27 protein-coding genes and 1 tRNA gene are annotated in these 26,645 nt (G+C 58.0%); 14 read left to right on the top strand and 14 right to left on the bottom strand.

The annotated features are described in order from the left end of the window. Positions 1 to 55 precede the first annotated feature (55 nt). The 4 genes from dnaA to mutM all read right to left on the bottom strand — a co-directional run bounded on the left by dnaA (position 56) and on the right by mutM (position 4,111). On the bottom strand, positions 56 to 1,423 hold the full coding sequence (gene dnaA, locus ATO10_RS06560) for a chromosomal replication initiator protein DnaA (protein ID WP_035249601.1): 1,368 nt from the start codon (positions 1,421 to 1,423) through the stop codon (positions 56 to 58). A 582-nt stretch (positions 1,424 to 2,005) separates the two neighbouring features. Then, a complete protein-coding gene (rpsT, locus tag ATO10_RS06555) occupies positions 2,006 to 2,269 on the bottom strand; it encodes a 30S ribosomal protein S20 (RefSeq protein WP_035249599.1) in 264 nt (87 codons plus the stop codon). A 148-nt stretch (positions 2,270 to 2,417) separates the two neighbouring features. Beyond that, positions 2,418 to 3,194, bottom strand: a complete 777-nt coding sequence (locus ATO10_RS06550) for an enoyl-CoA hydratase (protein WP_035249878.1) — start codon at positions 3,192 to 3,194, stop codon at positions 2,418 to 2,420. Positions 3,195 to 3,259: 65 nt separating this feature from the next. Further along, complete coding sequence (gene mutM, locus ATO10_RS06545; RefSeq protein WP_035249597.1) at positions 3,260 to 4,111, bottom strand: bifunctional DNA-formamidopyrimidine glycosylase/DNA-(apurinic or apyrimidinic site) lyase; 852 nt, start codon at positions 4,109 to 4,111, stop codon at positions 3,260 to 3,262. Between the two features lie 73 nt (positions 4,112 to 4,184). On the opposite strand from mutM, the gene ubiE reads away from it, so the two are divergent. Together ubiE and ubiB are read left to right on the top strand one after the other, a co-directional pair. Next, positions 4,185 to 4,928, top strand: a complete 744-nt coding sequence (gene ubiE, locus ATO10_RS06540; protein ID WP_035249594.1) for a bifunctional demethylmenaquinone methyltransferase/2-methoxy-6-polyprenyl-1,4-benzoquinol methylase UbiE — start codon at positions 4,185 to 4,187, stop codon at positions 4,926 to 4,928. Further along, positions 4,929 to 6,458 (top strand): 2-polyprenylphenol 6-hydroxylase, encoded by a 1,530-nt coding sequence (gene ubiB / locus ATO10_RS06535; protein WP_035249592.1) that lies wholly within the window; start codon positions 4,929 to 4,931, stop codon positions 6,456 to 6,458. 49 nt (positions 6,459 to 6,507) lie between these two features. Here ubiB and ATO10_RS06530 read toward each other — a convergent pair whose 3' ends face one another. The 5 genes from ATO10_RS06530 to ATO10_RS06510 form a co-directional block, all read right to left on the bottom strand. Next, entirely contained in the window at positions 6,508 to 8,604 is a 2,097-nt protein-coding gene (locus ATO10_RS06530) for a polysaccharide biosynthesis tyrosine autokinase (protein WP_035249590.1), read from the bottom strand. Positions 8,605 to 8,862: 258 nt separating this feature from the next. Continuing rightward, positions 8,863 to 8,938 (bottom strand) — tRNA-Thr (locus ATO10_RS06525). A gap of 67 nt (positions 8,939 to 9,005) precedes the next feature. After that, entirely contained in the window at positions 9,006 to 10,574 is a 1,569-nt protein-coding gene (locus ATO10_RS06520) for a heme biosynthesis protein HemY (RefSeq protein ID WP_035249588.1), read from the bottom strand. A 10-nt stretch (positions 10,575 to 10,584) separates the two neighbouring features. Then, positions 10,585 to 11,775: a COG4223 family protein gene (locus tag ATO10_RS06515; RefSeq protein ID WP_155886705.1), complete on the bottom strand. Its 1,191-nt coding sequence runs from the start codon at positions 11,773 to 11,775 to the stop codon at positions 10,585 to 10,587. A 90-nt stretch (positions 11,776 to 11,865) separates the two neighbouring features. After that, positions 11,866 to 12,549, bottom strand: coding sequence for a uroporphyrinogen-III synthase (locus ATO10_RS06510; RefSeq protein WP_035249584.1), 684 nt, complete (start codon positions 12,547 to 12,549; stop codon positions 11,866 to 11,868). 75 nt (positions 12,550 to 12,624) lie between these two features. Here ATO10_RS06510 and tsaD point away from each other — a divergent pair, with 75 nt between their 5' ends. The 5 genes from tsaD to ATO10_RS06485 are packed head-to-tail and all read left to right on the top strand — an operon-like array spanning position 12,625 to position 15,830. Next, complete coding sequence (tsaD, locus tag ATO10_RS06505; RefSeq protein ID WP_035249581.1) at positions 12,625 to 13,722, top strand: tRNA (adenosine(37)-N6)-threonylcarbamoyltransferase complex transferase subunit TsaD; 1,098 nt, start codon at positions 12,625 to 12,627, stop codon at positions 13,720 to 13,722. Next, on the top strand, positions 13,719 to 14,687 hold the full coding sequence (locus ATO10_RS06500) for an NAD(P)H-dependent glycerol-3-phosphate dehydrogenase (RefSeq protein WP_035249578.1): 969 nt from the start codon (positions 13,719 to 13,721) through the stop codon (positions 14,685 to 14,687). Before tsaD ends, ATO10_RS06500 begins: the two co-directional genes overlap by 4 nt. Next, complete coding sequence (locus tag ATO10_RS06495; RefSeq protein ID WP_035249576.1) at positions 14,688 to 14,960, top strand: YciI family protein; 273 nt, start codon at positions 14,688 to 14,690, stop codon at positions 14,958 to 14,960. Further along, the gene (locus ATO10_RS06490; protein WP_035249574.1) at positions 14,960 to 15,379 is read left to right on the top strand and encodes an EVE domain-containing protein; all 420 of its coding nucleotides are present in this window, start codon (positions 14,960 to 14,962) and stop codon (positions 15,377 to 15,379) included. The genes ATO10_RS06495 and ATO10_RS06490 overlap by 1 nt, the downstream gene beginning before the upstream one ends. Before the next feature lie 55 nt (positions 15,380 to 15,434). Continuing rightward, positions 15,435 to 15,830 carry a DUF1761 domain-containing protein gene (locus ATO10_RS06485; RefSeq protein ID WP_035249571.1) on the top strand — a complete coding sequence of 132 codons (396 nt, stop codon included), beginning with the start codon at positions 15,435 to 15,437 and terminating at the stop codon, positions 15,828 to 15,830. A gap of 224 nt (positions 15,831 to 16,054) precedes the next feature. On the opposite strand, the gene ATO10_RS06480 is transcribed toward ATO10_RS06485, so the two are convergent. Then, a complete protein-coding gene (locus ATO10_RS06480) occupies positions 16,055 to 16,396 on the bottom strand; it encodes a DUF2853 family protein (RefSeq protein ID WP_035249569.1) in 342 nt (113 codons plus the stop codon). Between the two features lie 197 nt (positions 16,397 to 16,593). On the opposite strand from ATO10_RS06480, the gene ATO10_RS06475 reads away from it, so the two are divergent. Further along, on the top strand, positions 16,594 to 17,511 hold the full coding sequence (locus ATO10_RS06475; protein WP_162174083.1) for an MBL fold metallo-hydrolase: 918 nt from the start codon (positions 16,594 to 16,596) through the stop codon (positions 17,509 to 17,511). Between the two features lie 54 nt (positions 17,512 to 17,565). Here the strand turns inward: ATO10_RS06475 and ahcY are convergent, their stop codons facing one another. After that, entirely contained in the window at positions 17,566 to 18,951 is a 1,386-nt protein-coding gene (gene ahcY, locus ATO10_RS06470) for an adenosylhomocysteinase (protein ID WP_035249567.1), read from the bottom strand. A gap of 164 nt (positions 18,952 to 19,115) precedes the next feature. On the opposite strand from ahcY, the gene ATO10_RS06465 reads away from it, so the two are divergent. The 4 genes from ATO10_RS06465 (at position 19,116) to ATO10_RS06450 (ending at position 21,955) form a co-directional block, all read left to right on the top strand. Next, on the top strand, positions 19,116 to 19,709 hold the full coding sequence (locus tag ATO10_RS06465; protein WP_035249565.1) for a class I SAM-dependent methyltransferase: 594 nt from the start codon (positions 19,116 to 19,118) through the stop codon (positions 19,707 to 19,709). Positions 19,710 to 19,935: 226 nt separating this feature from the next. After that, the gene (locus ATO10_RS06460; RefSeq protein ID WP_035249564.1) at positions 19,936 to 20,529 is read left to right on the top strand and encodes an HD domain-containing protein; all 594 of its coding nucleotides are present in this window, start codon (positions 19,936 to 19,938) and stop codon (positions 20,527 to 20,529) included. Further along, the gene (locus ATO10_RS15925) at positions 20,526 to 21,476 is read left to right on the top strand and encodes an SRPBCC family protein (RefSeq protein ID WP_051597985.1); all 951 of its coding nucleotides are present in this window, start codon (positions 20,526 to 20,528) and stop codon (positions 21,474 to 21,476) included. Before ATO10_RS06460 ends, ATO10_RS15925 begins: the two co-directional genes overlap by 4 nt. Next, positions 21,473 to 21,955 carry a GNAT family N-acetyltransferase gene (locus ATO10_RS06450; protein WP_035249562.1) on the top strand — a complete coding sequence of 161 codons (483 nt, stop codon included), beginning with the start codon at positions 21,473 to 21,475 and terminating at the stop codon, positions 21,953 to 21,955. The genes ATO10_RS15925 and ATO10_RS06450 overlap by 4 nt, the downstream gene beginning before the upstream one ends. Here ATO10_RS06450 and ATO10_RS06445 read toward each other — a convergent pair. The 3 genes from ATO10_RS06445 to ATO10_RS06435 form a co-directional block, all read right to left on the bottom strand. Beyond that, positions 21,952 to 22,254 (bottom strand): hypothetical protein, encoded by a 303-nt coding sequence (locus ATO10_RS06445; protein ID WP_035249559.1) that lies wholly within the window; start codon positions 22,252 to 22,254, stop codon positions 21,952 to 21,954. The two genes, ATO10_RS06450 and ATO10_RS06445, sit on opposite strands and share 4 nt — an antisense overlap. Further along, a complete protein-coding gene (locus ATO10_RS06440; protein WP_035249556.1) occupies positions 22,251 to 22,805 on the bottom strand; it encodes an ActR/PrrA/RegA family redox response regulator transcription factor in 555 nt (184 codons plus the stop codon). The genes ATO10_RS06445 and ATO10_RS06440 overlap by 4 nt, the downstream gene beginning before the upstream one ends. Before the next feature lie 72 nt (positions 22,806 to 22,877). Beyond that, the gene (locus ATO10_RS06435; protein ID WP_035249870.1) at positions 22,878 to 23,507 is read right to left on the bottom strand and encodes an SCO family protein; all 630 of its coding nucleotides are present in this window, start codon (positions 23,505 to 23,507) and stop codon (positions 22,878 to 22,880) included. Between the two features lie 93 nt (positions 23,508 to 23,600). Between ATO10_RS06435 and regB the strand changes: the two genes are divergently transcribed. Both regB and ATO10_RS06425 read left to right on the top strand, forming a co-directional pair. After that, entirely contained in the window at positions 23,601 to 24,977 is a 1,377-nt protein-coding gene (gene regB / locus ATO10_RS06430) for a sensor histidine kinase RegB (RefSeq protein WP_035249554.1), read from the top strand. A gap of 87 nt (positions 24,978 to 25,064) precedes the next feature. Then, on the top strand, positions 25,065 to 26,633 hold the full coding sequence (locus ATO10_RS06425; protein ID WP_035249551.1) for a PAS-domain containing protein: 1,569 nt from the start codon (positions 25,065 to 25,067) through the stop codon (positions 26,631 to 26,633). The last annotated feature ends 12 nt before the right edge of the window (positions 26,634 to 26,645 follow it).

Genomic DNA, 26,645 nt, shown 5'->3' with positions numbered 1-26,645 from the left:
AGAGTCTCGGCTGGTTTAACGGGGGCGTCAAGACCAGTTGCGCCCCCAAAGGGCGTTAAGCCTCGAGCATACGGCGCAAAAGCTCCAGATCTTCGGCGATCTGGCTGTCTTTGGCGCGCAGCTCGTCGATGCGTTTTACGGCATGCATGACGGTCGTATGGTCACGCCCACCAAAACGACGCCCGATTTCAGGCAGGCTGCGCGAGGTCAGCTGCTTGGCCAGATACATGGCGATCTGGCGCGGGCGGGCAATGGTGCGGTTGCGCTTGGGCCCGATCAGGTCTGACAGGCGGATGCTGAAATGCTCTCCGACGCGGCGCTGAATTTCCTCGACGGTGACCTTGCGGTCTGAGGCACGCAACACATCCGACAGACAATCCTGAGTCAGATCCAGAGTGATTTCCTTGCCCACAAGCGAGGCAAAAGCGAACAGCCGCGTCAGCGCGCCCTCCAGAACCCGCACGTTGGTGGAAATCCGGTGAGCCAGGAATTCAAGCACACCATCATGGATCATCAGACCCGGATACTGGTTGCGATAGTGGTCGACCTTTTGCTGCAGAATTCCCAAACGCAATTCGTAATCGGTTGGGTGCAGATCGACGACCAGCCCGCATTGCAGGCGGCTTTTGATGCGATCCTCAAGATCTTTGATTTCACCGGGCGCACGGTCCGCCGAAATGATGATCTGTTTGTTCTGGTCGACCAGCGCGTTGAAGGTGTGGAAGAACTCTTCTTGGGTGCTGTCCTTGCCGGCGATGAACTGCACGTCATCGACCATCAGCACATCAACGGAACGAAACAGTTCTTTGAAGCCCATGGTGTCACGTTCGCGCAGCGCCTGAATGAAGCGGTACATGAACTGTTCCGCCGACAGATAGACCACGCGCAGATGCGGCGACTTGGTGCGCAACTCGTGCGCAATCGCGTGCATCAGGTGGGTTTTACCAAGCCCCACGCCGCCATAAAGGAACAGCGGGTTAAAGGTGACCGGGCCACCTTCGCCAACACGGCGTGCAGCGGCATGGGCCAGTTCGTTGGGTTTGCCCACAACAAAGCTGTCAAAGGTAAACCGCGCATCCAGCGGCGCACCCAGATCGGGCTGACGTACAGCGGGCGCGGCGGCAGTAGGAGCAGTTTTGGTGTTGGCAGGTTCAGCCTTGGCAGAAGGCGCGACGGCAGATTTCGGAGCGACGGCGAATTCAAGACGATCGACTTGTTCGCCCGAGCGCATGAAATGCTGTTTGATCTGATCGCCGAAGTTGCGCTGCACCCAGTCACCTACAAAGCTGGTCGGCACGTTGAAGCTTACCACGCCATCTTGCAGGTCCTTAAAGGCCAGAGGTTTGATCCAGGTCGTGTAATTGTTATCGCCGATCTCGCTGCGAATTTCGTTGCACACCAAACCCCATTTTTCTGCCGTCATCTCTTTGTTTGCTCCCGCACCTTACCACCAGACCCGCCCAAACAGGGCACCCTGCGATTCAGATGTCTTTGGCAACAAACTTACATCTGGCTAAAACGCCAGTTGCCCCTTTCGGTGCGCAAAGCAAAACAACACCCCATCCGCTCCGGCGGGTGCCGAAGATCCTTGTCGTGTTCCGCTTTCGCGCGGTCTGTCTTTGGACATGAAGGTGCCAAAATGGAAAACCATCCGATACCCTACAGCAGGCGGCAAAACGCAAAGCCCCACTTCGCAAACCGCTCCGATGCCCGATGCTCACCCGCAGTTCAAATAGTTCCCCGTTGGACCGATTTGAATTAGCAGACGGGGTGAGGCCCGGGCCATGTCCCCCCAAGACGATGTGAATCGCAATTCAAAATTACCAAGCGCCTAGGCGGAGTCGCAACTGATCTTCGGGCTTGACTGAAAGGTTTCCCAAAACGAATCCCGCAAGTGCTTGATGAACATTGTTCTGATGCGATTTTGTTACAGCATAAAAAAAGCAAAAAAGAGACGCCGGGTCACCCCAGCGTCTCTTGGAATCACGAAAAGTGAGTCGTTTTCTTAGCCCAGCGACTTAACGCGTGCGGACAGGCGCGAAATTTTACGCGCAACAGTATTCTTGTGCAGAATGCCTTTGGTAACACCGCGCATCAGTTCGGGCTGAGCATCGCGCAGAGCAGCGGATGCTGCGTCCTTGTCGCCCGACTCGATCGCTTCTTCGACTTTACGCAGGTAGGTGCGAATGCGCGAACGACGTGCTTTGTTGATTTCGTAGCGGCGCTCGTTCTGACGGGCGCGTTTTTTTGCCTGAGGCGAATTTGCCATGTCTGTGTCTTCCCGTTTGGGTCTCGTTACATAATTCTCGTGCGCAGAGCCCCACCGGGTTTCATGAACCGGCTGATTCTGGCCAAGCGGGCCTCACGCGCATGTATGACGGCTGCGTATAGGGATATTGGCCCTGAAAGGGAAGCCCTTATTTATCGCGGAACTGTGGCTCGCGCTTTTCAAGGAAAGCGCCCATGCCTTCTTTCTGATCCTCGGTCGCAAACAGCGAATAGAACACGCGGCGTTCAAACAGGATGCCTTCGGTCAGCGTGGTCTCGTAGGACCGGTTCACCGCCTCTTTCACAACCATGGTGCTGATGGCAGATTTCTCGGCAATCTTGCGCGCCGCATCCATGGCTTCGTCCATCAGCTTCTTGGCGGGCACAACGCGGCTGACAAGGCCGGAACGCTCGGCTTCTTCAGCGTCCATGAAACGGCCTGTCAGGTGCATATCCATCGCTTTGGACTTGCCGACAAAGCGGGTCAGGCGCTGGGTGCCCCCAAGGCCGGCGACAACGCCCAGATTGATTTCCGGCTGGCCGAACTTGGCAGTATCAGCGGCGATGATGAAGTCGCACATCATCGCCAGCTCGCAACCGCCGCCCAGCGCATAGCCTGCAACGGCGGCGATGATGGGCTTGCGGCAGCGGACAATGGTATCGTGATCGTCGGTAAACATGTCGCCCGCGAAGACATCGACAAAGCTCTTTTCGCTCATCTCTTTGATGTCAGCCCCGGCGGCGAAGGCCTTATCAGAACCGGTGACCACAATGGCGCGCACTTTGTCGTTTGCGCCCATCTCGGTCAGGCATTTGGCCAGCTCTCCGATCAACTGGCTGTTCAACGCATTCAAAGCATCAGGACGGTTCAGCCGGATCAGGCCAACGTGGTCTTCGATTTCAACAATCAGCGTCTTGTAAGCCATCCGTGCGGTCTCCCGGTTAACGATCACAGAACCGATTCCTTAGCAGCCTGAGTATGCTGATCAAGCTATCTTTGACATTGCGCACACCAGAAAGTTGAGCGTCCCGACTGCACGATTCGCTGGATTTCGCCGGTGCATCCGGGGGTTAGGCAGGGTTCGCCCTCGCGGCCATAAGCGCGGAAATTATGCTGAAAGTAGCCCAGCTCACCATCTGCCTGCCGGTGATCGCGCAGGCTGGAGCCCCCGGCGGCGATGGCTTCTTCCAGCACGTCGCGGATGATGGGCACCAAGTCAGCGATCCTTTTGGCCGACACCTGCCCCGCCTTGCGCTTAGGCGAAATTCCAGCACGGTTCAGCGCCTCGCAGACATAGATATTGCCCAGACCGGCGATGATCTTTTGATCCAGCAGGGCAGATTTCATCGGAGAGTTACGCCCCGCAAACGCCTGAACCAGGTAGTCGGTATGAAAGCCGTTGCCCAACGGCTCGGGCCCCAAACCGGCCAACAGCTTGTGGTTTTGAACTTCGTTCATAGGGGCCATATCCATCGCCCCAAACCGGCGCGCATCGTTAAAGGTGATCCGCGCGCCGTTCTCCATGTCCAGCACCACGTGGTCATGCTTTTGCGCGGCCGGGTGGTCATGCAAGAACTGCCCTAAAGGGTCGCCGGACACGGTCATCCGACCCGACATGCCCAGATGGATGATCAGGCATTCACCCGTGTCCAGATCCGCCAATATGTATTTGGAGCGCCGCCCCAACCGCAGCACCCGCGCGCCGGTCAGACGTTCGGCCATACGCTCGGGGAAGGGCCAGCGCAGATCGGGCCGATTGACGTGGGCCTGGGCGATCACCTGCCCCTCCATCGCGGGGGCAAGGCCACGGCGGACGGTTTCAACCTCGGGCAATTCGGGCATGCGACGTCTCCTGCGATTGTGTCGGGCGCTGGGCACCTATATGGAAGGATAGAAAGCAACGGCGGCAAGACCCATGAGCGATAAAACCACCCATTTCGGATTCCAAACCGTGCCCGAGGATGAAAAAGCCGGGATGGTGCATGGGGTCTTTACCAATGTGGCCTCAAAATACGACATCATGAATGACGTCATGTCGATGGGCATCCACCGCGTCTGGAAAGACGCGATGATGGATTGGCTGGCGCCGCGGCCCGGGCAGGAACTGTTGGATGTGGCGGGCGGCACCGGGGATATTTCGTTCCGGTTTCTGAAACGTGCGCCGGGGGCGACCTCGACCGTGTTGGACATGACGGAATCGATGCTGGTTGAAGGGCGTCAGCGCGCCGATGCCGAGCAGATGGCCGATAGCCTCTCATGGGTCACCGGCGATGCCATGGCGCTACCGTTTTCGGACAACAGCTTTGATGTTTACACGATCAGCTTTGGCATCCGAAACGTCACCCGCGTGCCTGATGCGCTGGCCGAGGCTTACCGCGTGCTGCGCCCCGGCGGCCGGTTGATGGTGCTGGAGTTCAGTCAGCTGCCCAACCCCGCGATGCAATGGGCCTATGATCGGTACTCGTTCAACGTGATCCCCGAGATGGGCAAGCTGATCGCGGATGATCGCGACAGTTACCAATATCTGGTGGAATCGATCCGCAAGTTCCCTGATCAGGACACCTTTGCGCAGATGATCAAGGACGCCGGGTTCGGGCAAGTGAAGTACCGCAACCTGAGCCTTGGCATTGCGGCGCTGCACTCGGGCTGGAAACTGTAAATGCGCGGACCTCATAACATCTGGCGCCTGATCCGTACCGGCGCCACCATGGAGCGCACCGGCGCCATGGGCGTGGTGCTCGAAGCCATGGAAGCGCCGCGCGCCCTGCGCATTGTCGCGCGCACGTTGGTTTGGCCCGTGCAATGGCTGGGCGATAAGGGCGACCCGAACCTGCCGCCCGCCACCCGTGCGTTGACGGCTTTGGGCCCGGCCTACATCAAGTTCGGTCAGATCCTGTCGACCCGCCCGGATGTGGTGGGCCCGGAACTGGCGCAGCAGTTGCGTGTTCTGCAAGACAAGCTGCCGCCGTTCGACGTGGACACCGCCAAGAAGGTCATCGCCGAAGAGCTGGGCGCGCCGGTCGATCAGCTTTATTCCGAGTTCTCCGAACCCGTCGCGGCCGCCTCGATTGCACAGGTCCACCGCGCGCGGGTTGATGCCACCGGACAAGAGGTTGCCGTAAAGGTGCTTCGTCCGGGCATTGAGCGCGCCTTCCGTAAGGATATCGACGCCTTCTATTTCGCTGCCGGGTTTATCGAGGCGTTTTCGCCGGCCTCGCGCCGTTTGCGTCCGCGCGATGTAGTAGAGCATTTCGAAGGCGTGGTGATGGGCGAGCTGGACCTGCGTCTGGAAAGCGCGGCGGCGTCCGAATTTGCCGCCAACACCAAAAATGACACGGGCTTTTTCGTGCCTACCACCCATTGGGACCTGTCCGGGCGTCGCGTGATGACGATGGATTGGGCCGAGGGCGCGCCGCTGGGCGACAACGACGCGATTGACGCCGCCGGGCATGATCGCCGCGTATTGGGCGAGCGGGTGCTGCAACTGTTCCTGTCCCATGCGCTGCGCGATGGGTATTTCCACGCCGACATGCATCAGGGCAACCTGAAGGTTGGCGCCAACGGCGATGTGCAGGCGTTTGACTTCGGCATCATGGGCCGGATTGATGAATACACCCGCCGGGTTTACGCCGAGATTCTGTTTGGCTTTATCCGCCGTGATTACCGCCGCGTGGCCGAGGTGCATTTCGAAGCTGGCTATGTGCCCGCCGACCGGGACATTGATGAATTCGCTCGCGCCTTGCGCGCCGTCGGAGAGCCGATCTTTGGCATGGATGCCTCGCGCATATCCATGGGCAAGCTGCTGTCGTACCTGTTCGAAGTGACCGAACAGTTCGGCATGGAAACCCGGACCGAGCTGATCTTGCTGCAACGCACCATGGTGGTGGTCGAAGGCGTGGCACGATCTTTGGATGAACACATTAACATCTGGGAAGTCGCCCATCCCGTGGTCGAGGCCTATGTGCGCGAAAACGTCGGCCCGCGCGCCTTTGCCCGTGATCTGGCCAAAACAGCGCGGGTGCTGGCGCGGTTTGGGCCAAAACTGCCGCAGATGGCAGAGCAGGTGCTGGTGCGCCAGTCCGCCGATCCGGTTGAGCCGCCCCGCGCGTCACGTTTGTCCGCGGTGATATGGTTTGCGTTGGGTGCGGGGCTTACGGCCTTGGCGAGCGTTCTGGCACAAACGCTGTAAAGCAGCAGCACGCTGAAAACAGAAACGCCCGCCGAGGCGGGCGCTTTGTTCAGTTGTTATAGTACTTCTTGCCGTAGCTGCTGTAGGCGCCATAACTGTCGCCAAAGCCGTAGCGTTTCATGCCGCGACCATCGATCTGGTTCAGAACGATGCCGCTGACAGATACGCCCACGGTTTCAAACATCCGCAGCGCATCACGCACCTGCGTTTTCGAGGTCTTATCCCAGCGCACGGTAAACAACACCGCGTCCACGTTCTGCGCAATCACACGTGCATCGGGCACAACCAAAACCGGCGGTGTGTCGACAATAACAAAATCATAGATTTCGCGTGCACGATTCAAAAACTCCGCAAAACTATTCGAAGACAGAACATCTGCTGCGTTTACTTTGGTTTCCTCGGCCACAAGAATGTCGGCGCCGATCAGTTCATTGAAGATAACCGCGTCTTCAAGCTTGGTATCGCCCGAAAGAACACTCATCATCCCTTTGGCATCCTTTGCGCCAAGATACTGGCCAAAGATCTGACGCCGAATATCGCCTTCAACCAACAAGACTTTCTTACCCAGTCCAACCAAATTGTGTGCCATCGCAAACGAGATGGTGGTCTTGCCTTCACCAGGCAGCGAGGACGTAGACATGATGACTTTTGGCGTGTGGTCGATGCCGGACAAAAGCACCGAGGTCCGGAGGTTTCGAATGGCCTCTGCCGCTGCCGACGACGGTTTTTCGGACAGATACTCGATCCCGGCTTTCCGGCTGCGTGCGGGCAACAAAGGCACCTGCCCCATGACAGGTATGCCAGTGTCATCTTCAATGTCTTTGGCCTGACGATAGTTGTTCTGGCGCATTTCCCAGATCAACGCACCGCCGGCCCCGAACATAACCCCCAGCATCAGCGATACGATCAGGATCAGAGATTTCTTTGGTTCGGCCGGACCTTCGGGAAGAACGGCCCGCGAAAGAAGACGACTGTCAGCCTGCTGGATACCCTCCTGCGCAGAGGTCTCTTTCAGACGACCCAGAAAATACTCATAGAGCAAGCGGCTGGCTTCGGCTTCGCGGGACAGTTGCTGCAGTTCGATCAGCTCTTCACTTTGTGCGGCAATTTCGGCTTCCATCGAGCTGATGCTGTTTGAAAGCGATGCAGCCTGAAGCGAAGTACGTTCCGCTTGTTGACGTGCGGTGGTCAGAACCTGCTCAAACCGCGCGTCAAACGCCTCGCCTTCGCCCTGCGTGCGCAAGATCGTCAACAACCGCGCGTCATCGGCTTTCTGAGCCTTTTCCTCGGCGCTGGCATCGGTCAGCGCTTGCAGATCCAGAACCTTCTGTTCGGCGATCAATGCGCTTGACGCGGTCCCGTCACGACGATCACGCAGGTCTTTGACCTGGCGTTCAAGGGCTTGCACGCTTTCAAGGCTCACAACCTTGGAACTTGACGAAAATTCTGAGACCCGCGCCTCTGCCTGTTCAAGTTCAATTTTCAAGTCCGCAACCCGAGAGCTGAGCCATTGAGACGCGTCACGGGTGGCTTCGAACTTTACGTCCATTTGGTACAGCACGTATTGCTCGGCGATCAGATCAGCCAGCATCACTGACTTTTCAGCGGCCTCCGAGATCACGGTAATCTGCAATACATAGGTGCTTGGCAAGTTGCGCACGTTCATGCGTTCCTGCACAGCCTTGATTGTTGTGGTCAATTCAAACTGGGCGTTGGGCGGTTTGGATTCTGCGCCGGTCAGCAGGCTCTTCAGTTTGCTCTTTAACGAGGGGGGGCGCAGGGTGCTATTGAACTCTGGATCGCGGGTCAGGTCGGCCGCCTTCACGACACGCTCGATCAACGCCCGGCTTTTCAGAACTTCTACTTCCGTATTGATCGCTTCGGAATCAGCGCCAAGGCTGGGCAACACCGCGCTAAGGTCCACCAACTCGGCACCGTTAGCATTCAACAAAATATCCGTGGTGGCTTTGTACTTAGGGGTTGCAACGGAGAACGCGTAGTAAACGCCCGCCAACAAGAACAACAATCCAGCCGCTAAGATCCATAGTTTGCGGCGCCAGAGCGTTCCAAGTAGCTGGCTTAGATCAATCACGTCATGATCGACAATCTGCTCGCGCTGCGGGAAAAACTTTTCAGACACGTTCATTTTCGTCCTTCAAATAGCTTTCTGCGTTCAACAGCAGCCAGCCTTAGTGGTCTTTGTCTATAAACTTTTCGCAACTGCGAAAAGAATAGATTTGCCGATGCAAACCGATATTGACAGATCGAGACAAAACCACCCCACACATTCGCGAAACAGGGGAAAAATCCATCAACTTTGGCGTCGGTGAGTGGCCCAAAGCCCCATTTCGAGCAAAAATCGGCAGAATCACCCCAAAGTCACAACAGGTAGGGACGTGGTGGGTGGTGCCGGTGATAGGACTCGAACCTACGACCCCATCATTACGAATGACGTGCTCTACCAGCTGAGCTACACCGGCACACTTAGACCGCCAGAGGCGTCTTGGTAGCGCGCTCTTTAGCACCACGTTTCAGGCGTGTGTAGCCCTAATTCGTCGCGGTGCGTTGTTCTTCTTCGGTCAAAGGTTCCGCATCAATGATGCCCGGGCGGGTCGGGTCATCGGTGGGCGTGACGTCGACGTCTTCTGAAAGGGCCTCGGGCGTTTCGACCGGGGCATCTTCAGTGATTTCCTCGACGGGAATAGCCTCTTCGATCTCTTCATCCGCGCTCTTGTCTTCCAGCGCACCTACGATCAGCGGCAGCATCTCGGTGGAGTGCGGCATGGAAAGCGCGCCCGCCGGGGCGGTCTTCCAGCTAAGCGTATCAAAGCTGGCGCAGTTCTGGCAAACCGGCGCCCATTCGCCATGAGCCGTACCGCAGCTGTCGCACAGCCACTGCGGCCCGCGCGAAGCGGTCAAAGCCTTGGTCAGCCAGCCGCGCACCACAACGTCATCCGCGCCTTGACCGCGCTCAATTGCGGCCATCAGCGTCAGAGAACGCGCGGTCGGGTCGGACTCGGCCAGATCGCCCAGCGCCTTGCGGGCTTCGGGGAAGTCTTCGGCGGCGATATGCAGCTCGGTCAGCAACATCCGGGTTTCCGGGTGGCTTGGCTTGAGATTGGTCAGCGCCTTGAACCGTTTCAGACGGGCTTGTGCGTCTTCCTCGGGTTTGATCTCGGCAAAAGCGGTGGCCAAATCAGGGTGAGGTTGAACCTCCCACGTTTTTTTCACCACACGGGTCGCATAACGCGGCTTGCCTTGTTCGATATAGGATCGCGCAGCCATCACAGCGGCAGGGATCAAATCGGGGGACAGGCGGTTGGCCTCAATGGCGGATTCGCGGGCTTCGATCGGGCCGGTGTCATCCAGAATATCGCGCGCCTCGGACAAGGCAAGAACGGCATCGCGACGGCGGTGCACATCACGCGGCAAAGCGCCGTGGCGCAGCTTGGCGCCCAAGGTTTTGCGTGCGCCTTTCCAATCGGCTTTTTCGGCCTGAAGCTTCAGCAACGTGTCCTGAACTTCTTCATGCGCCGGTTTCAGGGCAAAAGCCTTTTCAGCCAGTTTCAGTGCGACATCGGTATCGCCATCCGCCAACTTTTGCTTCATCAAGCCACGCACCCCGACAAAACGCGTGCGATCATCGGTCAGCAACGCTTTGTAGGTTGCTTCGGCCTTTCTGCGGTCGCCAGACATTTCAGCGGCCTGGGCGGTCAGCAGGTTGGTCAGTTCTGGCTTATTCAGCAAACGTTCAGCCTTGGCGGCTTTGCTGATCGCACTGCGACCATCACCCGAAGCCAGCGCCAGCATGCCATCGGCCAATGCCTTGAACCCGCGCCGTTCACGGTTGCGGTCAAAATAGCGCGAAATGGCGGTTTCATCGCCCAGAACGAACTTGATCACAGCAACCAATAGGCCCGCCAGTTTCAAAACCAGCCAGACAACGACCAGCAATATCAGCGCCACGATCACAGCTTGCAGCGGCCCGAATGAGAACTCCCACCCGCCAACAGCAATGCTAAGCCCGTGTTCGCTTTCCATCAGCAAACCCGCGCCAAAAGCCAACGCGGCGACCAGAACGACAAAAAGAAGGATTTTCAGCAAAGACCAGAGCATTTCACCCTCCTTAATTTACAGATGCGAGAAGCGCTTTGGCCGCAGCCTGCGCATCCAGTCGGGCTTGGGCTTGGGCCACCCAATCCGCCATCGCGGCCTGCCCGTTTTCAGGCAGGGTTGTCAGTTCAGCCAACGCTGTCGTCAGATCCCCCGCTGCCACGGCGGCTTGGGCGCGCGACAGCACGGCATCGGGGTCATCCCCGTCACGCGGTGTCAACGATCGGGCACCGGTCTGAACCCGCAGGAAATTCGACAAACGCTCGGAGGTGCTTGCGCCCGGGGCCGCTTTCAGAGACGCCGCCAAGGCATCGCGCGCATACCCGGCAAACTCGGTCTGCAGACCAGCCAATGAGGTCACCCCGGTTTGCGCCACATCTGTCAGCGCGGCGGGTAGGTCATATCCCGACAAGCTGCCCAATGCGGCCTCAAAGCCGGTTCCGGTTTCCAACGCAGCCATGATGCGCATCGCGGCAGAGTGTGCTTCGAGCGCGCGGGCCTCGGATGTGGCGTCACTGGCGGCGGTTTCGACTTTGGTTAGCAGTTCGTCATTGCGCGCACGCTGATCTGCCAGCTCGGCGCGCATCTCCTCCAGCTCGCGCTGGTATGCGGCGGCGGCACCGGAAGAATCCCCCGAAGCAATCGGGGCTTTTTCAATTTCGGTCACACGTACATCCAGATCGGTCAGCGCCTGTGACAGGGTTTCAATCTGAATCGCCAGATCCTCGGCGGTGTCGCCCAAGGCAGTGATCTGCGGGGTCATATCGACCGGAGCGATAGCGGCGACACTGGCTTTAAGATCAGCGATGGTCTGGGCCACTTCATCATTCTTAAGCACCAGTTCGTCGATGCGCGTGTCGTTCTGGGGGTCACCAAACAGGCCAAGCGGGCCAAGGTACTGCGACGCGCCAAACCCGATGACTGCCGCGATGATTCCGCCGACAACCGGGCCCATAAAGCCACCGCTGCGTTTGGGCTCGGACGTGATTTCAGGTTCGGGCGCTTCCAGAGGCGTGTCGGCATCCTGCAGAACTTCTTCGATCTGCTCGATATCTTCCTGAGCCTTGGTTTCAGACTCTTCCTCGATGGTGGCTTCGTCTTCAATTTGATCCAGCGACTCTTGCGTCTTCGCTGCCTGGTCTTCGGCTTCTGCTTTGGTTTCGCCGTCGATTTGGTTCTCGGTCGGTTTGCTGGAATCCGTCACGAAGCCCACCCTGTTTAATTCAACAATTAATCCTGCGCTTTCTGCGCTGCAAATACAGCTTAGCTTGGCGCTGTGACACCCTCAAGCGGATCACATCAACTTCAGTATCGCCTTTAGCATGCCTTGCGCATCCGGCGTGGGGGCAAGTGCGACACGATCAGCCGGCCCGGCCCAAGCCTCATACACAGCAGAACTTAGCGCAGCGATCCACATTGGCGCGTGGATATGGGTCGATTCTAACGACAGAAGCTGGGCACTTCGCGGGGAAAAAAGCGGAAGGATCACCGGGGTAGCACCCGACAGAAGCTCTCGCGCCGGGTCCGTCAAAGCCTGAGAAACCTGACGATAAACGACCAATTCGGTGCAGGGCTGCCCGCCCTTGTTCAGTCGCTGACAAATGTCCCCACGGCTGTGTTCGCCGCGCAGGTGCAGCAGGGGCTCATTGGGCGGGTTGCACAGGATTTCAGCGATCAGCGCATCCGCGTCCGGAGCTGTTAGCGCCACCTTTATTCCGGCGGCATGGGCCGCCTTCGCCGTGCGTGGCCCGACGCAGTAAGCGGCAATTTGCCGAGAGCCGTTTGGCACGGCAATCTGGGGCACCGCGCTGGCCGAGCTGAGGATCACCGAACCGGGGGGCTGAACCTGCGCGCCATGGGATTCGATCCGCATGATCGGAGACCGCACAATCGGCAGATCGGGCCACAAAGCAGCGCACTCCCGCGCGAAGGCTTGGGCGCCTTTGGTAGGCCGGATCAGCAATAGGGTTGGGGTCACACGACCTCCTAGAAGCATTGTGCCAAAGCTTTCACGGTGTTACCTGCCATTGGATGATCACGCAATGTTGGGACCATGGGCCAGACACTGACATTTTTGGGGCTGGAAAGCAGCTGCGATGACACCGCCGCTGCGGTGATCCGTCATACGCCGGGCCAGACCCCACAAATTCTGGCCAATGTGGTGGCCGGACAAACCGCGTTGCACGCGAATTTTGGCGGTGTCGTGCCCGAGATCGCGGCCCGTGCCCACGCGGAAAAGCTGGACAGCTGCGTTCAAGAGGCATTGGCCGAAGCGGGGCTTGCGCTTTCAGCGCTGGATGGGGTCGCCGTGACAGCAGGGCCCGGGCTGATAGGCGGCGTGATGTCGGGTGTGATGTGCGCCAAAGGGCTGGCGGCGGGCGCCGGTTTGCCGCTGATCGGTGTGAACCATCTGGCCGGGCATGCACTTACCCCGCGCCTGACCGATCAGCTGGAATTTCCCTATCTGATGTTGCTTGTTTCGGGCGGGCATTGCCAGTTCTTGCTGGTGCGGGGATCAGATGATTTCTCCCGTTTGGGCGGCACGATAGACGATGCGCCGGGGGAGGCTTTTGACAAAACCGCCCGGCTTTTGGGGCTGGCGCAGCCCGGTGGGCCTTCGGTCGAAAAAGAAGCCACGGCCGGCGAACAAAACCGATTCAAGTTTCCGCGCCCGCTGATGAACAAACCGGGTTGCGACATGTCTTTCTCGGGGCTGAAAACCGCGATCTTGCGGGCGCGCGATGCCTTGGTGGCGGAAAAGGGCGGAATAACGGTGCAAGACCGCGCTGATATCTGCGCTGGGTTTCAGACAGCCGTGCGCGACGTGTTGGTCGGCAAGACCGAGCGCGCTTTGACCACCTATATGGCAGAAGACCCTTCTGAACCGGCGCTTGCCGTCGCTGGGGGCGTGGCGGCAAACATGGCCATTCGCGGTGGATTAGAGACGCTTTGTAAGCAAAGAGGCGTAGAGTTTCTGGCACCCCCGCTACGCCTGTGCACCGACAATGCCGCCATGATCGCTTGGGCGGGGATTGAAAGGTATCGCGATGGACAACGCGATGGCATGAACCTGACGGCGCGCCCGCGTTGGCCACTGGACAAAGCAGCGACCCCCATGTTGGGATCGGGTAAGAAGGGGGCAAAAGCATGAGCAGTATCGCCATTGCAGGTGCGGGGGCGTTTGGTACCGGTCTGGCCATCGCGCTTGGTCGTGCCGGGCGTGCGGTCACGCTTTGGTCGCACGACCAAAACCACGCAAGTGCCATGCAGCACAGCCGCGAGAACCTGTCGCGTCTGCCGGGTGTGAAACTGCCTGATTGTGTCACTGTTTCAGCCGAAATTGCTGATCTGGGTGGGCATGATGCGGTGTTGGTCGCCGTCCCGATGCAAGCCTTGGCCGGGTTTCTGGAAACCGCCAAAGATGCCATCGGCGCGACTCCGGTAGTGGCCTGTTGCAAGGGTGTTTCGCTGATCACGGGCACTGGCCCGACGTCGATCATCGCCCAAACCTGCCCGGTTGCCACCCCGGCGATCCTGACCGGGCCGAGCTTTGCTGCCGATATCGCCAAGGGCCTGCCAACAGCTTTGACTTTGGCCTGCAAAGACCCGCACGCCGGTCAGACGCTGCAAAATCTGCTGTCGACGCCCGATTTAAGGCTCTATCGCAGCACGGACACGGCCGGGGCCGAGCTGGGCGGCGCCCTGAAGAACGTCATCGCGATTGCCGCTGGCATCGTGATAGGCGCAGGCTTTGGCGACAGTGCCCGCGCGGCGCTTATCACCCGGGGGTTTGCCGAGACAAATCGCTTTGCTAAAGCGTTTGGCGCTGAAACAGAGACACTTTCGGGCCTGTCCGGGCTTGGCGACATGGTGCTTACCTGCACCTCAGATCAGTCGCGCAATTTCAAACTTGGGCTGTCGCTGGGGCAGGGGCAGGCCTTTGATCCTTCGATCACGGTCGAGGGCGCGGCCACCGCGCGCGCCGTGGCCAAAATCGCCCGGGATAAGGGTATCGAGATGCCGATCACCACAATGGTCGCTGCGGTACTGGACGGTAAACTGAATATCAAAGATGCTACGCGTGCGTTGATGTCGCGTCCGCTAAAGGAGGAATAAATGCCGTTTTTCGCTGTTGTCTGTCATGACAAACCCGGCCATCTGGAGGTCCGCAAAGCCAACCGTGATGCTCATGTCGCCTATCTGAAAGCCACCAGCGTGGCACAGGCCGGGCCGTTTCTGGACGCGCACGGCGATATGTGCGGCTCGTTGCTGATCTTGGACGTGCATGACATGGCCGCGGCTGAAGACTGGGCCGCGAACGACCCTTACGCCAAGGCGGATCTGTTCGAAAGCGTCACGATCAAGGCGTGGAACCGGGTGATCGGCTGATGGCCTATTGGTTGTTCAAGTCTGAGCCCAACACCTGGAGCTGGGATCAACAGGTCGCCAAGGGCGAGGCGGGCGAAGAATGGGACGGCGTGCGCAACTATCAGGCGCGCAACAACATGCGGCTGATGAAAGTTGGGGATCGTGGGTTTTTCTATCACTCGCTGAAAGAGAAAGCGATCGTCGGCATTGTCGAGGTCTGCGCTGAATCCCACCCCGACAGCACCACCGACGATGACCGTTGGGAATGTGTCGATATCAAAGCCGTCGAACCGGTGCCCAAGCCGGTCACGCTTGAGATGGTGAAAGCTGAACCCCGGCTGTCCGACATGGTTCTGGTAAACAATTCCCGCTTGTCCGTTCAGCCCGTGACCGAACAGGAATTCAACCTCATCTGCACCATGGGTGGTGTAGGGCTGTAGGAAATTCCACCAAATCAGGTATACTGCGCGCATTGGAAAACGCGTGGAGGACCCAATGGCGTATTTATCCGTACTGATCGCGGCCGTTGCCGCATATGCCTTCGGAGCTGTGTGGTACATGGTTTTGGCACAGCCGTGGATGGCGGCATCTGGTGTGGAAGTTGGCGAAGATGGCAAGCCAGCAGATCGGTCAAACCCGACCCCCTATATCATCTCCTTCGTCTGTGCTGTTCTGGTGGCAGGAATGATGCGCCACATCTTTGCCTTGGGCGGGATTGAAGGCGCGGGCAAAGGGCTGATCTCGGGGCTTGGCCTTGGCGTCTTTATCGCCGCGCCGTGGATCGCAACCAACTATGCCTTTGCGGGCCGCCCCAGAAACCTGACGCTTATCGACGGTGGATATGCCACGTTTGGCTGCGCCGTGATGGGCTTAGTGCTGGGCCTGATCTAAACAAGAAGCGGGGGCTTTGGACGTTCACCAAACCCCCCGTTTCCCCCGTGGCTCGCACCACGCTCTCTCGGACAGATCAAAGATCTGCAGCAGCGTTCTAGCAGAAATCGGCGGGTTTCCAAAACGATTACCGCTGAGAATTCTTATAGAATTCAACAAACTATCGCATTAAATTGCCTGCGCCCGCCAAAAAAGGGCGGGCGCAAAGTCAAATTTCGTAAAGCTTAGCCGTAGATCGACTCTTTGCCGAAATGCTTGGTCAGCATGTAGTAAACCACGGCGCGATACTTGTTGCGCTCGGATTTACCATAGGTCTCGATCACTGAATTGATCGCGCCCATCAGCTCGGGCCCGTCAGCCAGACCCAGCTTCTTGATCAGGAAGTTGTTCTTAACGGTTTCCAGCTCGCTTTCCTGCGTCGCTGCAACAGTCGAGGCGTCGTCATTGTAGATCGCGGGGCCACATCCGATAGTGACCTTGGTCAGCAAATCCATATCCGGAGTCATGCCACATTTGTTCTTTAGATCATCAGCATACTTCGCGATCAGATCGTCTCTTTTGCCCATCTTAAATACTCCCAGCTTGGACCAAATCAGGGCTTTTACTACCCTCTGGCGGGCAGCGTAGGGCGAAACGGTCCGCATACAAAGGAAAACTTTGCCCCATCTTTCCCCGCCAGCGCAAATCATATAGTGTAAATTGAATGCATGAGTGTTTGTCGCCGTCGTTGCCGCGATCCGCTCCGAAAACTGAAAGAAACAAAGTGACACTCCCTGCACTATCAACCTTTGTCTTTGCACTAGCTCTTGCCAGCTCGGCGCTTGCCCAGATGCTTGAAGCTCAGCGCGTCACCGACGACGTCTGGGCGCTTGTCGGCCCCAAGGAACAGCGCAACGCGCAGAACCTTGCCAACAATGCCACCTTTGGCGTTGTGGTGACCGAAGCCGGTGTTGTGCTGGTTGATCCCGGCGGCAGCTGGTTAGGGGCCGAGGCGATCCACGCTGAAATCCGCGCGCTGACTGACAAGCAGGTGACCCATGTCATCAACTCCGGCGGGCAGGATCATCGCTGGCTGGGCAATGGGTATTGGCAGACGCAGGGCGCCACGGTGATCGCGAGCAATGCGGCCGTCGCGGATCATAAAGATCGGGGATCAATGCAGTTGACGATGCTCGACAATCTGATCGGGGATGGGTTGGCGGGTACGGAACCCGCCTATGCTGACATCACCTTTGATGAGACCTACACGCTAAAGCTCGGCGAGTTAGAGTTTGAAATCATCCATCCCGGGCAGGCGCATACGCCGGGCGATGCCTTTGTCTGGTTACCCGCGCGTGACACGGTGTTCACCGGCGACATCGTCTATGTCGAACGCATTCTGGGCAACGGGTCGCAGTCTGACGCCAAAAGCTGGATCGAAGCCTTTGAAGCGATGGCAGCTTACAATCCAACCCATGTGGTCCCTGGCCATGGCGCGGCAACGACGCTCGACCACGCCCGTGCCGACACCTATGACTATCTGGTGAACCTGCGCACCCGGATCGGCGCGCTGATCGACGAAGGGGGCGATATTCTGGACGCGCCCAAGATCGACCAATCCGCCTTTGACTATCTGGAACAATTCGACAGCCTTGCCGGGCGCAATGCGCAACAGGCCTTTGAGCAGATGGAATGGGAATGAAAAACGCCGCCCCGTTTAGGGCGGCGTCGCGTTAGATCTGGCGGTAAGTCCGAATTAGTAACGATAGTGTTCCGGCTTGAACGGACCTTCGGGGGTGACACCGATATAATCGGCCTGATCCTTGCTCAGCTCGGTCAGCTTCACGCCGATCTTGGCCAGGTGCAGACGGGCAACTTTCTCGTCCAGATGCTTGGGCAGGATGTAGACTTCGTTGTCATACTGATCACCGCGGGTGAACAGCTCAATCTGCGCCAGAACCTGGTTGGTGAACGACGCCGACATCACGAACGACGGGTGGCCAGTGGCGTTACCCAGGTTCAGCAGACGGCCCTCAGAAAGCAGGATGATGCGGTTGCCCGAGGGCATCTCGATCATGTCCACCTGCTCTTTGATGTTGGTCCATTTGTGGTTCTTCAGGCTCGCGACCTGAATTTCATTGTCGAAGTGACCGATGTTGCCAACAATCGCCATGTCCTTCATCGCGCGCATATGCTCGATGCGGATGATGTCTTTGTTGCCGGTGGTGGTGATGAACACGTCGGCAGAATCTACCACGTCTTCCAGAACCACAACTTCGAACCCGTCCATTGCGGCCTGCAGGGCGCAGATCGGGTCGACCTCGGTCACCTTCACGCGGGCCCCTGCACCGCGCAGTGACGCGGCCGAGCCTTTGCCCACATCGCCGTAGCCGCAGACCACGGCAACCTTACCGGCCATCATGGTGTCGGTGGCGCGGCGGATGCCGTCGACCAGCGATTCCTTACAGCCGTATTTGTTGTCGAACTTCGACTTGGTCACGCTGTCGTTCACGTTGATCGCGGGGAAGGGCAGCTGGCCGGTTTTCTGCAGGTCATACAGACGATGCACGCCGGTGGTGGTTTCCTCGGATACGCCCTTGATCGCATCGCGGGTCTTGGTGAACCAACCGGGGCTGGCGGCCATGCGCTTGGCGATCTGCTTGTGGATCACCTCTTCCTCTTCGGACTGGGGCACGCCCAGATCTTCGCCGGCCTCGGCGCGGGCGCCCAGCAGCACGTAAAGCGTGGCGTCGCCGCCATCGTCGAGGATCATGTTGACGCCGTCTTCAAACAGGAAGGATTTGTCCAGGTAGTCCCAATGCTCTTCCAGAGTTTGGCCTTTGACGGCAAAGACCGGAATGTCAGCCGCCGCGATGGCCGCCGCCGCGTGGTCCTGCGTGGAAAAAATGTTGCACGAGGCCCAGCGCACATCGGCGCCCAGTGCGACCAGCGTTTCAATCAGAACGGCGGTCTGAATGGTCATGTGCAAAGACCCGGTGATCCGCGCGCCTTTCAGCGGTTTGCTGTCGCCATACTCTTCGCGAAGCGCCATCAGACCGGGCATTTCGGTTTCGGCGATGTCCAGTTCCTTGCGACCGAACTCAGCCAGCGCGATGTCTTTTACAATAAAATCGTTAGCCATTTTCGGCTCCAGTGTTTGGTGTCCTTGCCTTTGAGGGGCAAATAGCACCAGCGATGCCAATTGCCAACAACAGCAGATCGTTAACCCGTGTCTGCAATAAGTTTTCTTGAAACGTGATCGCCCTGCTGGCACAGTCAGAGCAAAAGAACGAATGAGGCAGTACAATGAAACGGACAAGAAAGTCCGTGCTCGACCTGTTTAAGAAACGGGGACGCGGCGCGGAGATTGGCGTATTTGCAGGCAATTTCACCCGTAAAATCCTGCATGATGTAAACCCAACGAAGCTGTATCTGGTTGATCCCTGGATCAATTTTGATGACCCCGGGCTGGAGAAATCTTGGTACTCCAAAGGGTCCACCCACGATATGGACCAGCTTTATCAGAAACTGCGCAGCAAATATGATCGCCGCGTGGCCAACGGTCAGGTTGAATTCCTGCGCGGGACAGCAGCAGAAATGATGCCACAGGTCGAGGATGAGAGCCTGGACTTCGTCTATATTGATGGTGATCACCGGTATGAATCGGTCAAGATCGACCTTGCGTTGGCCTATCAAAAGATCAAGCCGGGCGGGATCATTGCCGCAGATGACCATGTGCTTGGCTATTGGTGGGAAGACGGCGTTGTGCGTGCATTGAATGAATTCATCGGTGCCAACGCGCATGATGTTTCGATCATCGCCTGTGATGAAAATCAGGTGGTCCTGCGGCGACACAAAGCCAAACACGCCAAGGCGCTACCCATATCAGACGCGGCTTGATCGCGGCTTGCTTTCAGGCTGGCTGAAACGTTGGCGGTAATGCGGTGGCTGAACATCCCTGTGCCTTTTTAAGGGCGTTTGCCGTGCTCAGACGCGGCACCGCGAGGTTCAGACTTTGGGATATTGCGCGACAGTTGCAAAGCAGCCTCGCGCAAATTTGCGTCGTCCAAGCGAGTGATTTACAGCGCAGATCAGAAAAGTTAGCAACGGGTCTAAAGGAGGCCCCATGGCCAAAGAACCACGCGCATGGCAACGGATGCTTTCAGGCCGCAGGCTTGATCTGCTGGATCCAACCCCGATGGATATCGAGATCGAAGACATCGCCCACGGGTTGGCTTTTGTCGCGCGTTGGAACGGGCAAACAGCGGGTGATTTTGCCTATTCGGTGGCGGAGCATTCGCTGTTGGTGGAACAGATATACGGCCTGCAAAATCCCGATGCGCCGATAAAGTGGCGGCTGGCCGCTTTGCTGCACGATGCGCCTGAATATGTGATTGGCGATATGATTTCGCCCGTGAAAGCCGCCATTGGCCCCGACTACGGCAAGTTGGACGATCGGCTGATGGCCGCAATCCACATCCGGTTTGGCCTACCCGCGCAATTGCCCGTGACGGTGAAGAAGGCGATCAAACGCGCCGACAAGGTCTCCGCCTGGCTTGAGGCAACGCAGATTGCGGGCTTTTCCCCGGCCGAGGCCAACAAGTTCTTTGGCCGCCAAAACCCAGACTTGATCGGTGGGCTAAAGTTGCACCTTCGCCCATCGATAGAAGCCCGCAATGACTTCACCGCGCGGCATATGGAGTTGCTGAAACAGTTATGAGCCGCCAAGTGCTTGTCAGGTTGGGCATTGTTACGCTCTACGGTTTGATCCAGTACGCGATCAGCTTTTTCATGTTTGATCATCCCGCTGCAACGATAAGCGCTGTCGCCCTTTACGGCATCGGCCTTGGGCTTGCGTGCCAACTGGTGTTTGACTGGAAGCTGTTGCTGCCTCTTCGTACCGTCATAGAGCGCACCGTAGTCGCGATTTTAGTTGTGTCGGCTTTATTGATACTGCTGCGTTTTGAAACGCTGATCTGCGTGGTCATCGCGCTTCCCTTTGCTGCCGGGCTTGCGACGTTTGGGATTGCTCTGACCCGGGCTATTTTGAAGGCGCTCGATCCGACGCATCTGAACGTTTCAATTCTTATCGTGTTGCCGATGGTGCTGCCCGTATTTGATTGGGCGCTGCCTACGAAAACTGAACTCGTGCGCGTTTCGAATTCAATCGTTGTCGATGCGCCAGCGTCAGACATTCGCAGATTGGCGGAAAACGTCGCTCCGATTACCCAAATGGAAAGACCCTGGACCGTCACTCATGACCTGCTGCGCGCGCCGCGGCCCGTGTCAGCACAAACCATTGATGGGGTGCGATATGCCACATGGACCAATGGCGTGCATTTCGAAGAACACCTGCTAAACGGGCCTGATCTGGCCTGGCGTTTCGTCTTCCCCGATCCAGACGCCTTAAAGGCGGTGGACACACGCATCTCTCCTACCGGGCCAGAAGTCTCGTTGATCGAAGGTCGCTACAGTTTTGAACCGCTTGGGTCGTCCAGAACCCGAGTGACTTTGACAACGACCTATCAACTTGCCACACCGATTAACGCGTACCTGAAACCTTGGGGAAAGCTGTTTCTGGGGGACTTTCATGTTGCCGTGCTGACAACGATCGCCGACCGCGCCGAGGCACGACACAAAGTAGTGATGCGAGACCCGCCCCAATGATCCACATTCGCCGCGCCGGATCACTAGACACGCGCCCCATGGTCGAGCTGTTGAACGGCATCATCGAAGTCGGCGGGACAACAGCAATCGCAGCACCGGTCGACGCACAGGATTTCGCCGAGTGGATCGCCAAAAGTCAGCGCAGCGCTTGGTTCATTGCAGAAGACGCCCAAGGCACGTTGTTGGGATTTCAATGGATCGAACAAATCCCAGACTTGCCCGCCGAAGCGGCCGAAATCGCGACGTTCACCCGGATTGGCAAGACCGGGCTTGGCGTGGGTTCGGCCTTGTTCGGGCAAACCCGCAAGGCGGCCAAAGCTCTGGGCTATCGTTGGATACGCGCCAATATCCGCGCTGATAACACAGGTGGATTGGCCTATTATCAAAGCCGCGGGTTTGAAGAATACGCCCGTTTGCCAAACGTACAGCTTTCAAATGGTCAGGTCGTGGACAAGATTTTGAAACGGTTTGAGCTTTAGCACAGACGACCGGCGCTCTGGCCGTTCCAGACCCAACCGCTGAAGGCGGGTGTAAAATGCGCCTCAAACCCGTCATCCCAGATCAGGCGCGTGCAATCCGGCGCATCAACGCGTCGAAATCTAGGGCCTTTGACCTTGGAAAGCGCCGTGATTGCGCCGCTGGCGTCGCGGCCAAAACCGATCTCTTGCCCGGTGCCAATAACTTCGATCCCGCTGGAATAGGGGCTGATTTGATAGCTGGGTTGTGGTTCGGGCGTGGCGCAGGCGGCCAGAGCCAGGACCAGCGCAAGGGCCCTCAACGTGGGCTGCGCTTGGCCAGAATCCGTTGCAGCGTCCGGCGGTGCATGTTCAGACGTCGCGCGGTTTCTGAAACGTTGCGGTCGCACAGCTCATAGACGCGCTGGATGTGTTCCCAACGCACGCGATCCGCCGACATCGGGTTTTCCGGCGGCGGGGGCAGTTCATCCCCGGTGGCCAGCAAAGCATTTGTGACGTCATTGGCATCGGCCGGTTTGGCCAGATAGTCGGTCGCACCCATCTTTACCGCAGACACCGCAGTCGCGATTGCGCCGTACCCGGTCAGCACAACGATCTTGGCATCCGGGCGACGTTCACGCAGGGTTTCGACCACGTCCAGCCCATTGCCATCTTCCAATCGCAGGTCGATCACAGCAAAGGCTGGGGGGCGCGCCGTCGCGATGGCTTTGCCAGCGGCAACGGTTTCGGCGGTTTCGATCTCAAACCCGCGTTTTTCCATCGCACGGGCCAAACGGCGCAGGAACGGCTCGTCATCATCTACGAGGAGAAGAGATTTATCCTCTCCGATCTCAAGCGCATCTAGCTCGGCCATCGGTGTTCTCCTGCGTCGCGACGTATTTCTACTGTTTCTAGGGGTTTAGGCTGACACCGTCAAACGGCGGCGTCAACTTCCATAGGCCTCGCTGAAACAGGCAACAGTTGTGGCCATGTCCTGCGGGCTGATCTCTCGGCGGAAGAACTCCAGAAAGCCTTCGCCCGGCACGACCAGATAGGTGAAAGTGGAGTGATCCACCAAATAGTATTCCGGATCATCCCCTTCGCGCTTCTTGTAATAAGTGCGATAGGCCTGCGAGGCCGCTTTGACCTGCTCGGGCGTGCCGGTCAGGCCCAACAGCTTGGGGTGCATGTTTTCTGTGAAGTCCTTCAACAACTCGGGCGTGTCGCGCTCGGGGTCGATAGAGATGAACACTGGCAGAATGTCGTGACCCATGTCATCCAGAATGTCGATGGCCTCGGCGTTGCGGGCATTGTCCAGCGGGCAGACATCGGGGCAATAGGTGTAGCCAAAGTACAGCAACGAGGGGCGCGTGATCACATCTGCGTCAGTGACGGTCGTGCCGTTCTCATCAATCAGGGTGAACGGGCCGCCAATAGCGCCTGCACCACCGCCGACCTGACCAATCCGGCATTCGGCATACTTATCGTCCGATCCGCCGGGAAAGGCGAAAAAGGCCGCAATTGCCAATAAAGACACGGTGGTAACACCTGCCACAATAGCGCTGGTCTTGGTCAAGATCATTCTCCTTTGTCTGCGGGAACGTGCTTTGATCCGCAATCATGCGGCTGTATACAAGGGGTCATCTTGCCGCACAAACGTATATCGGGAATGACAGATTTAAACAGCCAACCTCTGATCAGCCCACACCGGCGCAGCCACTGGGTTCGCCTGCGGACGTTGATCTGGTTGCGCTGGGTCGCAATCATTGGGCAATCCGTCGCCATCACGGTGGCGCATTTCGGCTTTGGGCTTGAGATCAACATCGGTCTTTGCCTGCTGGCGATCGGAGCAGCGATTTGCTTCAATCTAACCGCGATCTTCGTCTATCCCGAAAACAAGCGCCTGTCTGAACGCGAGGCCGCTTTGACGCTGCTGTTCGATCTGGGCCAACTGTCGGTTTTGCTGTTCCTGACCGGAGGGCTGCACAACCCGTTTGCCTTGCTTGTGCTGACCCCCGTTACCATCGCTGCCACTGCTTTGCGTCAAAGATCCACCCTGACTTTGGGGGTCTCGGCCATCATCATCGTCAGCGTTCTGGCGTTTCTGCATCTGCCCCTCGTCCTGCCGGGGGGGGAGGTAAAAGCGCTTCCAGGTATTTTCCTTTTTGGCTTTTGGCTTTCCATTGTGATCGGCGTGGCATTCTTATCGCTTTATGCATCGCGCGTGATGTCGGAAATAAACTCCATGTCTGATGCGCTTTTGGCCACACAGATCGCGTTGGACCGGGAACAAAACCTTGCCAATCTGGGCGGAGTGGTCGCCGCCGCGGCGCACGAACTGGGCACGCCGCTTGCAACCATCAAGCTGGTCAGTGGCGAACTGACCGAAGAGCTGGAACCGGGTACAGAGCTGCATGACGACGCTGTTCTGATCCGCGATCAGGCAGATCGTTGCCGTGACATTCTGCAATCCATGGGCCGCGCGGGCAAAGACGATCTGCAGATCAGATCTGCCCCCGTGGCCAATGTGGTAGCCGAGGCCGGTGAACCGCATGTCGCGCGGGGCAAAACCGTCCATTACGATCTAGTGCCGCAAGACGGTAACGATCCGCGCGAACCCACAATCATCCGAAGCCCCGAGGTGATCCACGGGCTGCGCAACTTGATCCAGAACGCCGTGGATTTCGCCCGCGAACACGTTTGGGTCATGGTGGGGTGGAATGACACGCATATTACAGTCCGTATCATCGACGATGGCCCCGGGTTTCCGCAGCACCTGCTTGGCCGCATTGGCGACCCGTATGTCCGGTCTCGTCGCAACGATCCCAAACGGCCTGGCTATCAAGGTATGGGGCTGGGGCTGTTCATCGCGAAAACGCTTCTGGAGCGGTCCGGCGCAGAACTGAGCTTTGCCAATGGAGCCGATGTCGCACAGCCGACCGTGCCCCACCGCGGTGCCGTGGTTGAAGTCTCATGGCCGCGCGGACTGATCGAATCTGTTCCGGCACAAGCCCTTGGCGCGCTGGGCGAAAACCAACCTTTCTGACACAGGATCGGCCCCGAATTAACGGGCGTTTAACCATTCTGGCCACACAGTTATCCGTAAGAACGACCTGTCGAAAGGAAGGTTAACATGGATATCGGTTGGAGCTTTGCAATCGTCCTGGTGCTGACATCGTTTCTAACTGCGATGGCTGTGATCATGATGGTGTCCTACCTGCCGATGCTGCCACGCAGATTGATCGGGCCTTCGGTTTCACAGCGACACGATGACACCGCCTTTCTGTTTGACGATGATCGCCTGCTGGATGCGACGCCACGCGCGCGTAATCTATTGATGCAAGGCCCCGAAGGCATGGGAGACTGGAGCAAACTCACATCGCTTCTGGCACCCCGTTTTCCTGGTCTGGGCCAGAAAATGGCGTCGCTTTCAGAGCAGGGCTACATCGAAATCGAGGAACACGGCGGGTCAGGCCTGTTGTGTGCGCAATGGTTGGGCGGCACGGCCCGCATCACCTTGCAAGACGGGCTGGGTGATGCCGATCACGCCGCGATTGACCCTTCCAGCTTCAGCGCCATGCAAGCAGAGCTGGACACCCTGCGCGAGATTGTCTCGCAAATGCCCACGCTCGCCTGGCAACAAGATGCATCAGGGGCGATCACCTGGGCGAACAAAGCCTATTTGCAGCTGGCAGAAATTGTTCAAGGGCAAGAAGACGTGCTGGTCTGGCCGCTGCCGCGCCTGTTTGACGCGCATATTGATGACATTTCTCCGCGCCGTCAGTCCGTGAACATCGCGGGTGAGGACATTCAGTGGTTTGACTGTATGGGCGTCACGCAAAAAGGCAGTACTCTGTATTTTGCGGCACCCGCCGACGCCGCTGTTAACGCGGAAACCTCTTTGCAGAATTTCGTGCAAACCCTGACCAAGACCTTTGCGGGATTGCCCACCGGGTTGGCGATATTCAACCGCTCTCGCAATCTGGTGATGTTCAACCCGGCCTTGGTGGATTTGTGCATGTTAGAGCCTCAATTCCTGACATCGCGCCCATCGCTGTTCATGTTTCTGGATCAGCTGCGCGAAAAGCAAATGATACCAGAACCCAAAGATTACAAATCCTGGCGCCAGAAAATGACTTCGCTGGAACAGGACGCTGTAAATGGCGTTTACGAGGAAACATGGTCTTTGCCCTCCGGGCAGACGTTCCGCGTGACCGGCCGCCCGCATCCTGACGGGGCCGTGGCCTTTCTGATTGAAGACATCAGTTCAGAAGTGTCGCTCACACGTCATTTCCGGGCCGAGCTGGAAACCGGCCAAGCAGTGATCGACAGTTTTGACGATGCGTTGGCGGTGTTCTCGCCGGCTGGCGTACTGACCATGTCAAATGCCGCCTACGCCCAGCTTTGGGGCAGTGATCCTGCACTTTCACTGTGCGAAATATCTTTGCGCGATGCTGTGCAGCTCTGGTCGTCACAATGTGACTCGGCCGATTGCCTGAATCATCTGCAAGACGGCATACCAAACAAAGCTGCGACCGATCCAGAGCTAGGCAAAGTCACCCTGAATGATGGCCGCGTTTTCTGCGTGCAATTCAAACCCATCGCGGCAGGGGCCAGCATGATCACCTTTTCCCAAACGCAGCCGGGTGCAATCAGATCAAACCAGCCATCTAAAAGCGCCGCGACCGCCCTGCCCGCCTGAACTCCCTTGCTC

Source organism: Actibacterium atlanticum (genome assembly GCF_000671395.1).
GTDB classification, from domain to species: domain Bacteria; phylum Pseudomonadota; class Alphaproteobacteria; order Rhodobacterales; family Rhodobacteraceae; genus Actibacterium_D; species Actibacterium_D atlanticum.
This window is presented reverse-complemented; position numbering and strand designations above follow the sequence as displayed.

Coding starts and splice junctions, on each gene's coding strand:
- dnaA (WP_035249601.1), bottom strand. CDS start 1,423: ATGACGGCAGAAAAATGGGGTTTGGTGTGCAACGAAATTCGCAGCGAG.
- rpsT (WP_035249599.1), bottom strand. CDS start 2,269: ATGGCAAATTCGCCTCAGGCAAAAAAACGCGCCCGTCAGAACGAGCGC.
- ATO10_RS06550 (WP_035249878.1), bottom strand. CDS start 3,194: ATGGCTTACAAGACGCTGATTGTTGAAATCGAAGACCACGTTGGCCTG.
- mutM (WP_035249597.1), bottom strand. CDS start 4,111: ATGCCCGAATTGCCCGAGGTTGAAACCGTCCGCCGTGGCCTTGCCCCC.
- ubiE (WP_035249594.1), top strand. CDS start 4,185: ATGAGCGATAAAACCACCCATTTCGGATTCCAAACCGTGCCCGAGGAT.
- ubiB (WP_035249592.1), top strand. CDS start 4,929: ATGCGCGGACCTCATAACATCTGGCGCCTGATCCGTACCGGCGCCACC.
- ATO10_RS06530 (WP_035249590.1), bottom strand. CDS start 8,604: ATGAACGTGTCTGAAAAGTTTTTCCCGCAGCGCGAGCAGATTGTCGAT.
- ATO10_RS06520 (WP_035249588.1), bottom strand. CDS start 10,574: ATGCTCTGGTCTTTGCTGAAAATCCTTCTTTTTGTCGTTCTGGTCGCC.
- tsaD (WP_035249581.1), top strand. CDS start 12,625: ATGGGCCAGACACTGACATTTTTGGGGCTGGAAAGCAGCTGCGATGAC.
- ATO10_RS06500 (WP_035249578.1), top strand. CDS start 13,719: ATGAGCAGTATCGCCATTGCAGGTGCGGGGGCGTTTGGTACCGGTCTG.
- ATO10_RS06495 (WP_035249576.1), top strand. CDS start 14,688: ATGCCGTTTTTCGCTGTTGTCTGTCATGACAAACCCGGCCATCTGGAG.
- ATO10_RS06490 (WP_035249574.1), top strand. CDS start 14,960: ATGGCCTATTGGTTGTTCAAGTCTGAGCCCAACACCTGGAGCTGGGAT.
- ATO10_RS06485 (WP_035249571.1), top strand. CDS start 15,435: ATGGCGTATTTATCCGTACTGATCGCGGCCGTTGCCGCATATGCCTTC.
- ATO10_RS06480 (WP_035249569.1), bottom strand. CDS start 16,396: ATGGGCAAAAGAGACGATCTGATCGCGAAGTATGCTGATGATCTAAAG.
- ahcY (WP_035249567.1), bottom strand. CDS start 18,951: ATGGCTAACGATTTTATTGTAAAAGACATCGCGCTGGCTGAGTTCGGT.
- ATO10_RS06465 (WP_035249565.1), top strand. CDS start 19,116: ATGAAACGGACAAGAAAGTCCGTGCTCGACCTGTTTAAGAAACGGGGA.
- ATO10_RS06460 (WP_035249564.1), top strand. CDS start 19,936: ATGGCCAAAGAACCACGCGCATGGCAACGGATGCTTTCAGGCCGCAGG.
- ATO10_RS15925 (WP_051597985.1), top strand. CDS start 20,526: ATGAGCCGCCAAGTGCTTGTCAGGTTGGGCATTGTTACGCTCTACGGT.
- ATO10_RS06450 (WP_035249562.1), top strand. CDS start 21,473: ATGATCCACATTCGCCGCGCCGGATCACTAGACACGCGCCCCATGGTC.
- ATO10_RS06440 (WP_035249556.1), bottom strand. CDS start 22,805: ATGGCCGAGCTAGATGCGCTTGAGATCGGAGAGGATAAATCTCTTCTC.
- regB (WP_035249554.1), top strand. CDS start 23,601: ATGACAGATTTAAACAGCCAACCTCTGATCAGCCCACACCGGCGCAGC.
- ATO10_RS06425 (WP_035249551.1), top strand. CDS start 25,065: ATGGATATCGGTTGGAGCTTTGCAATCGTCCTGGTGCTGACATCGTTT.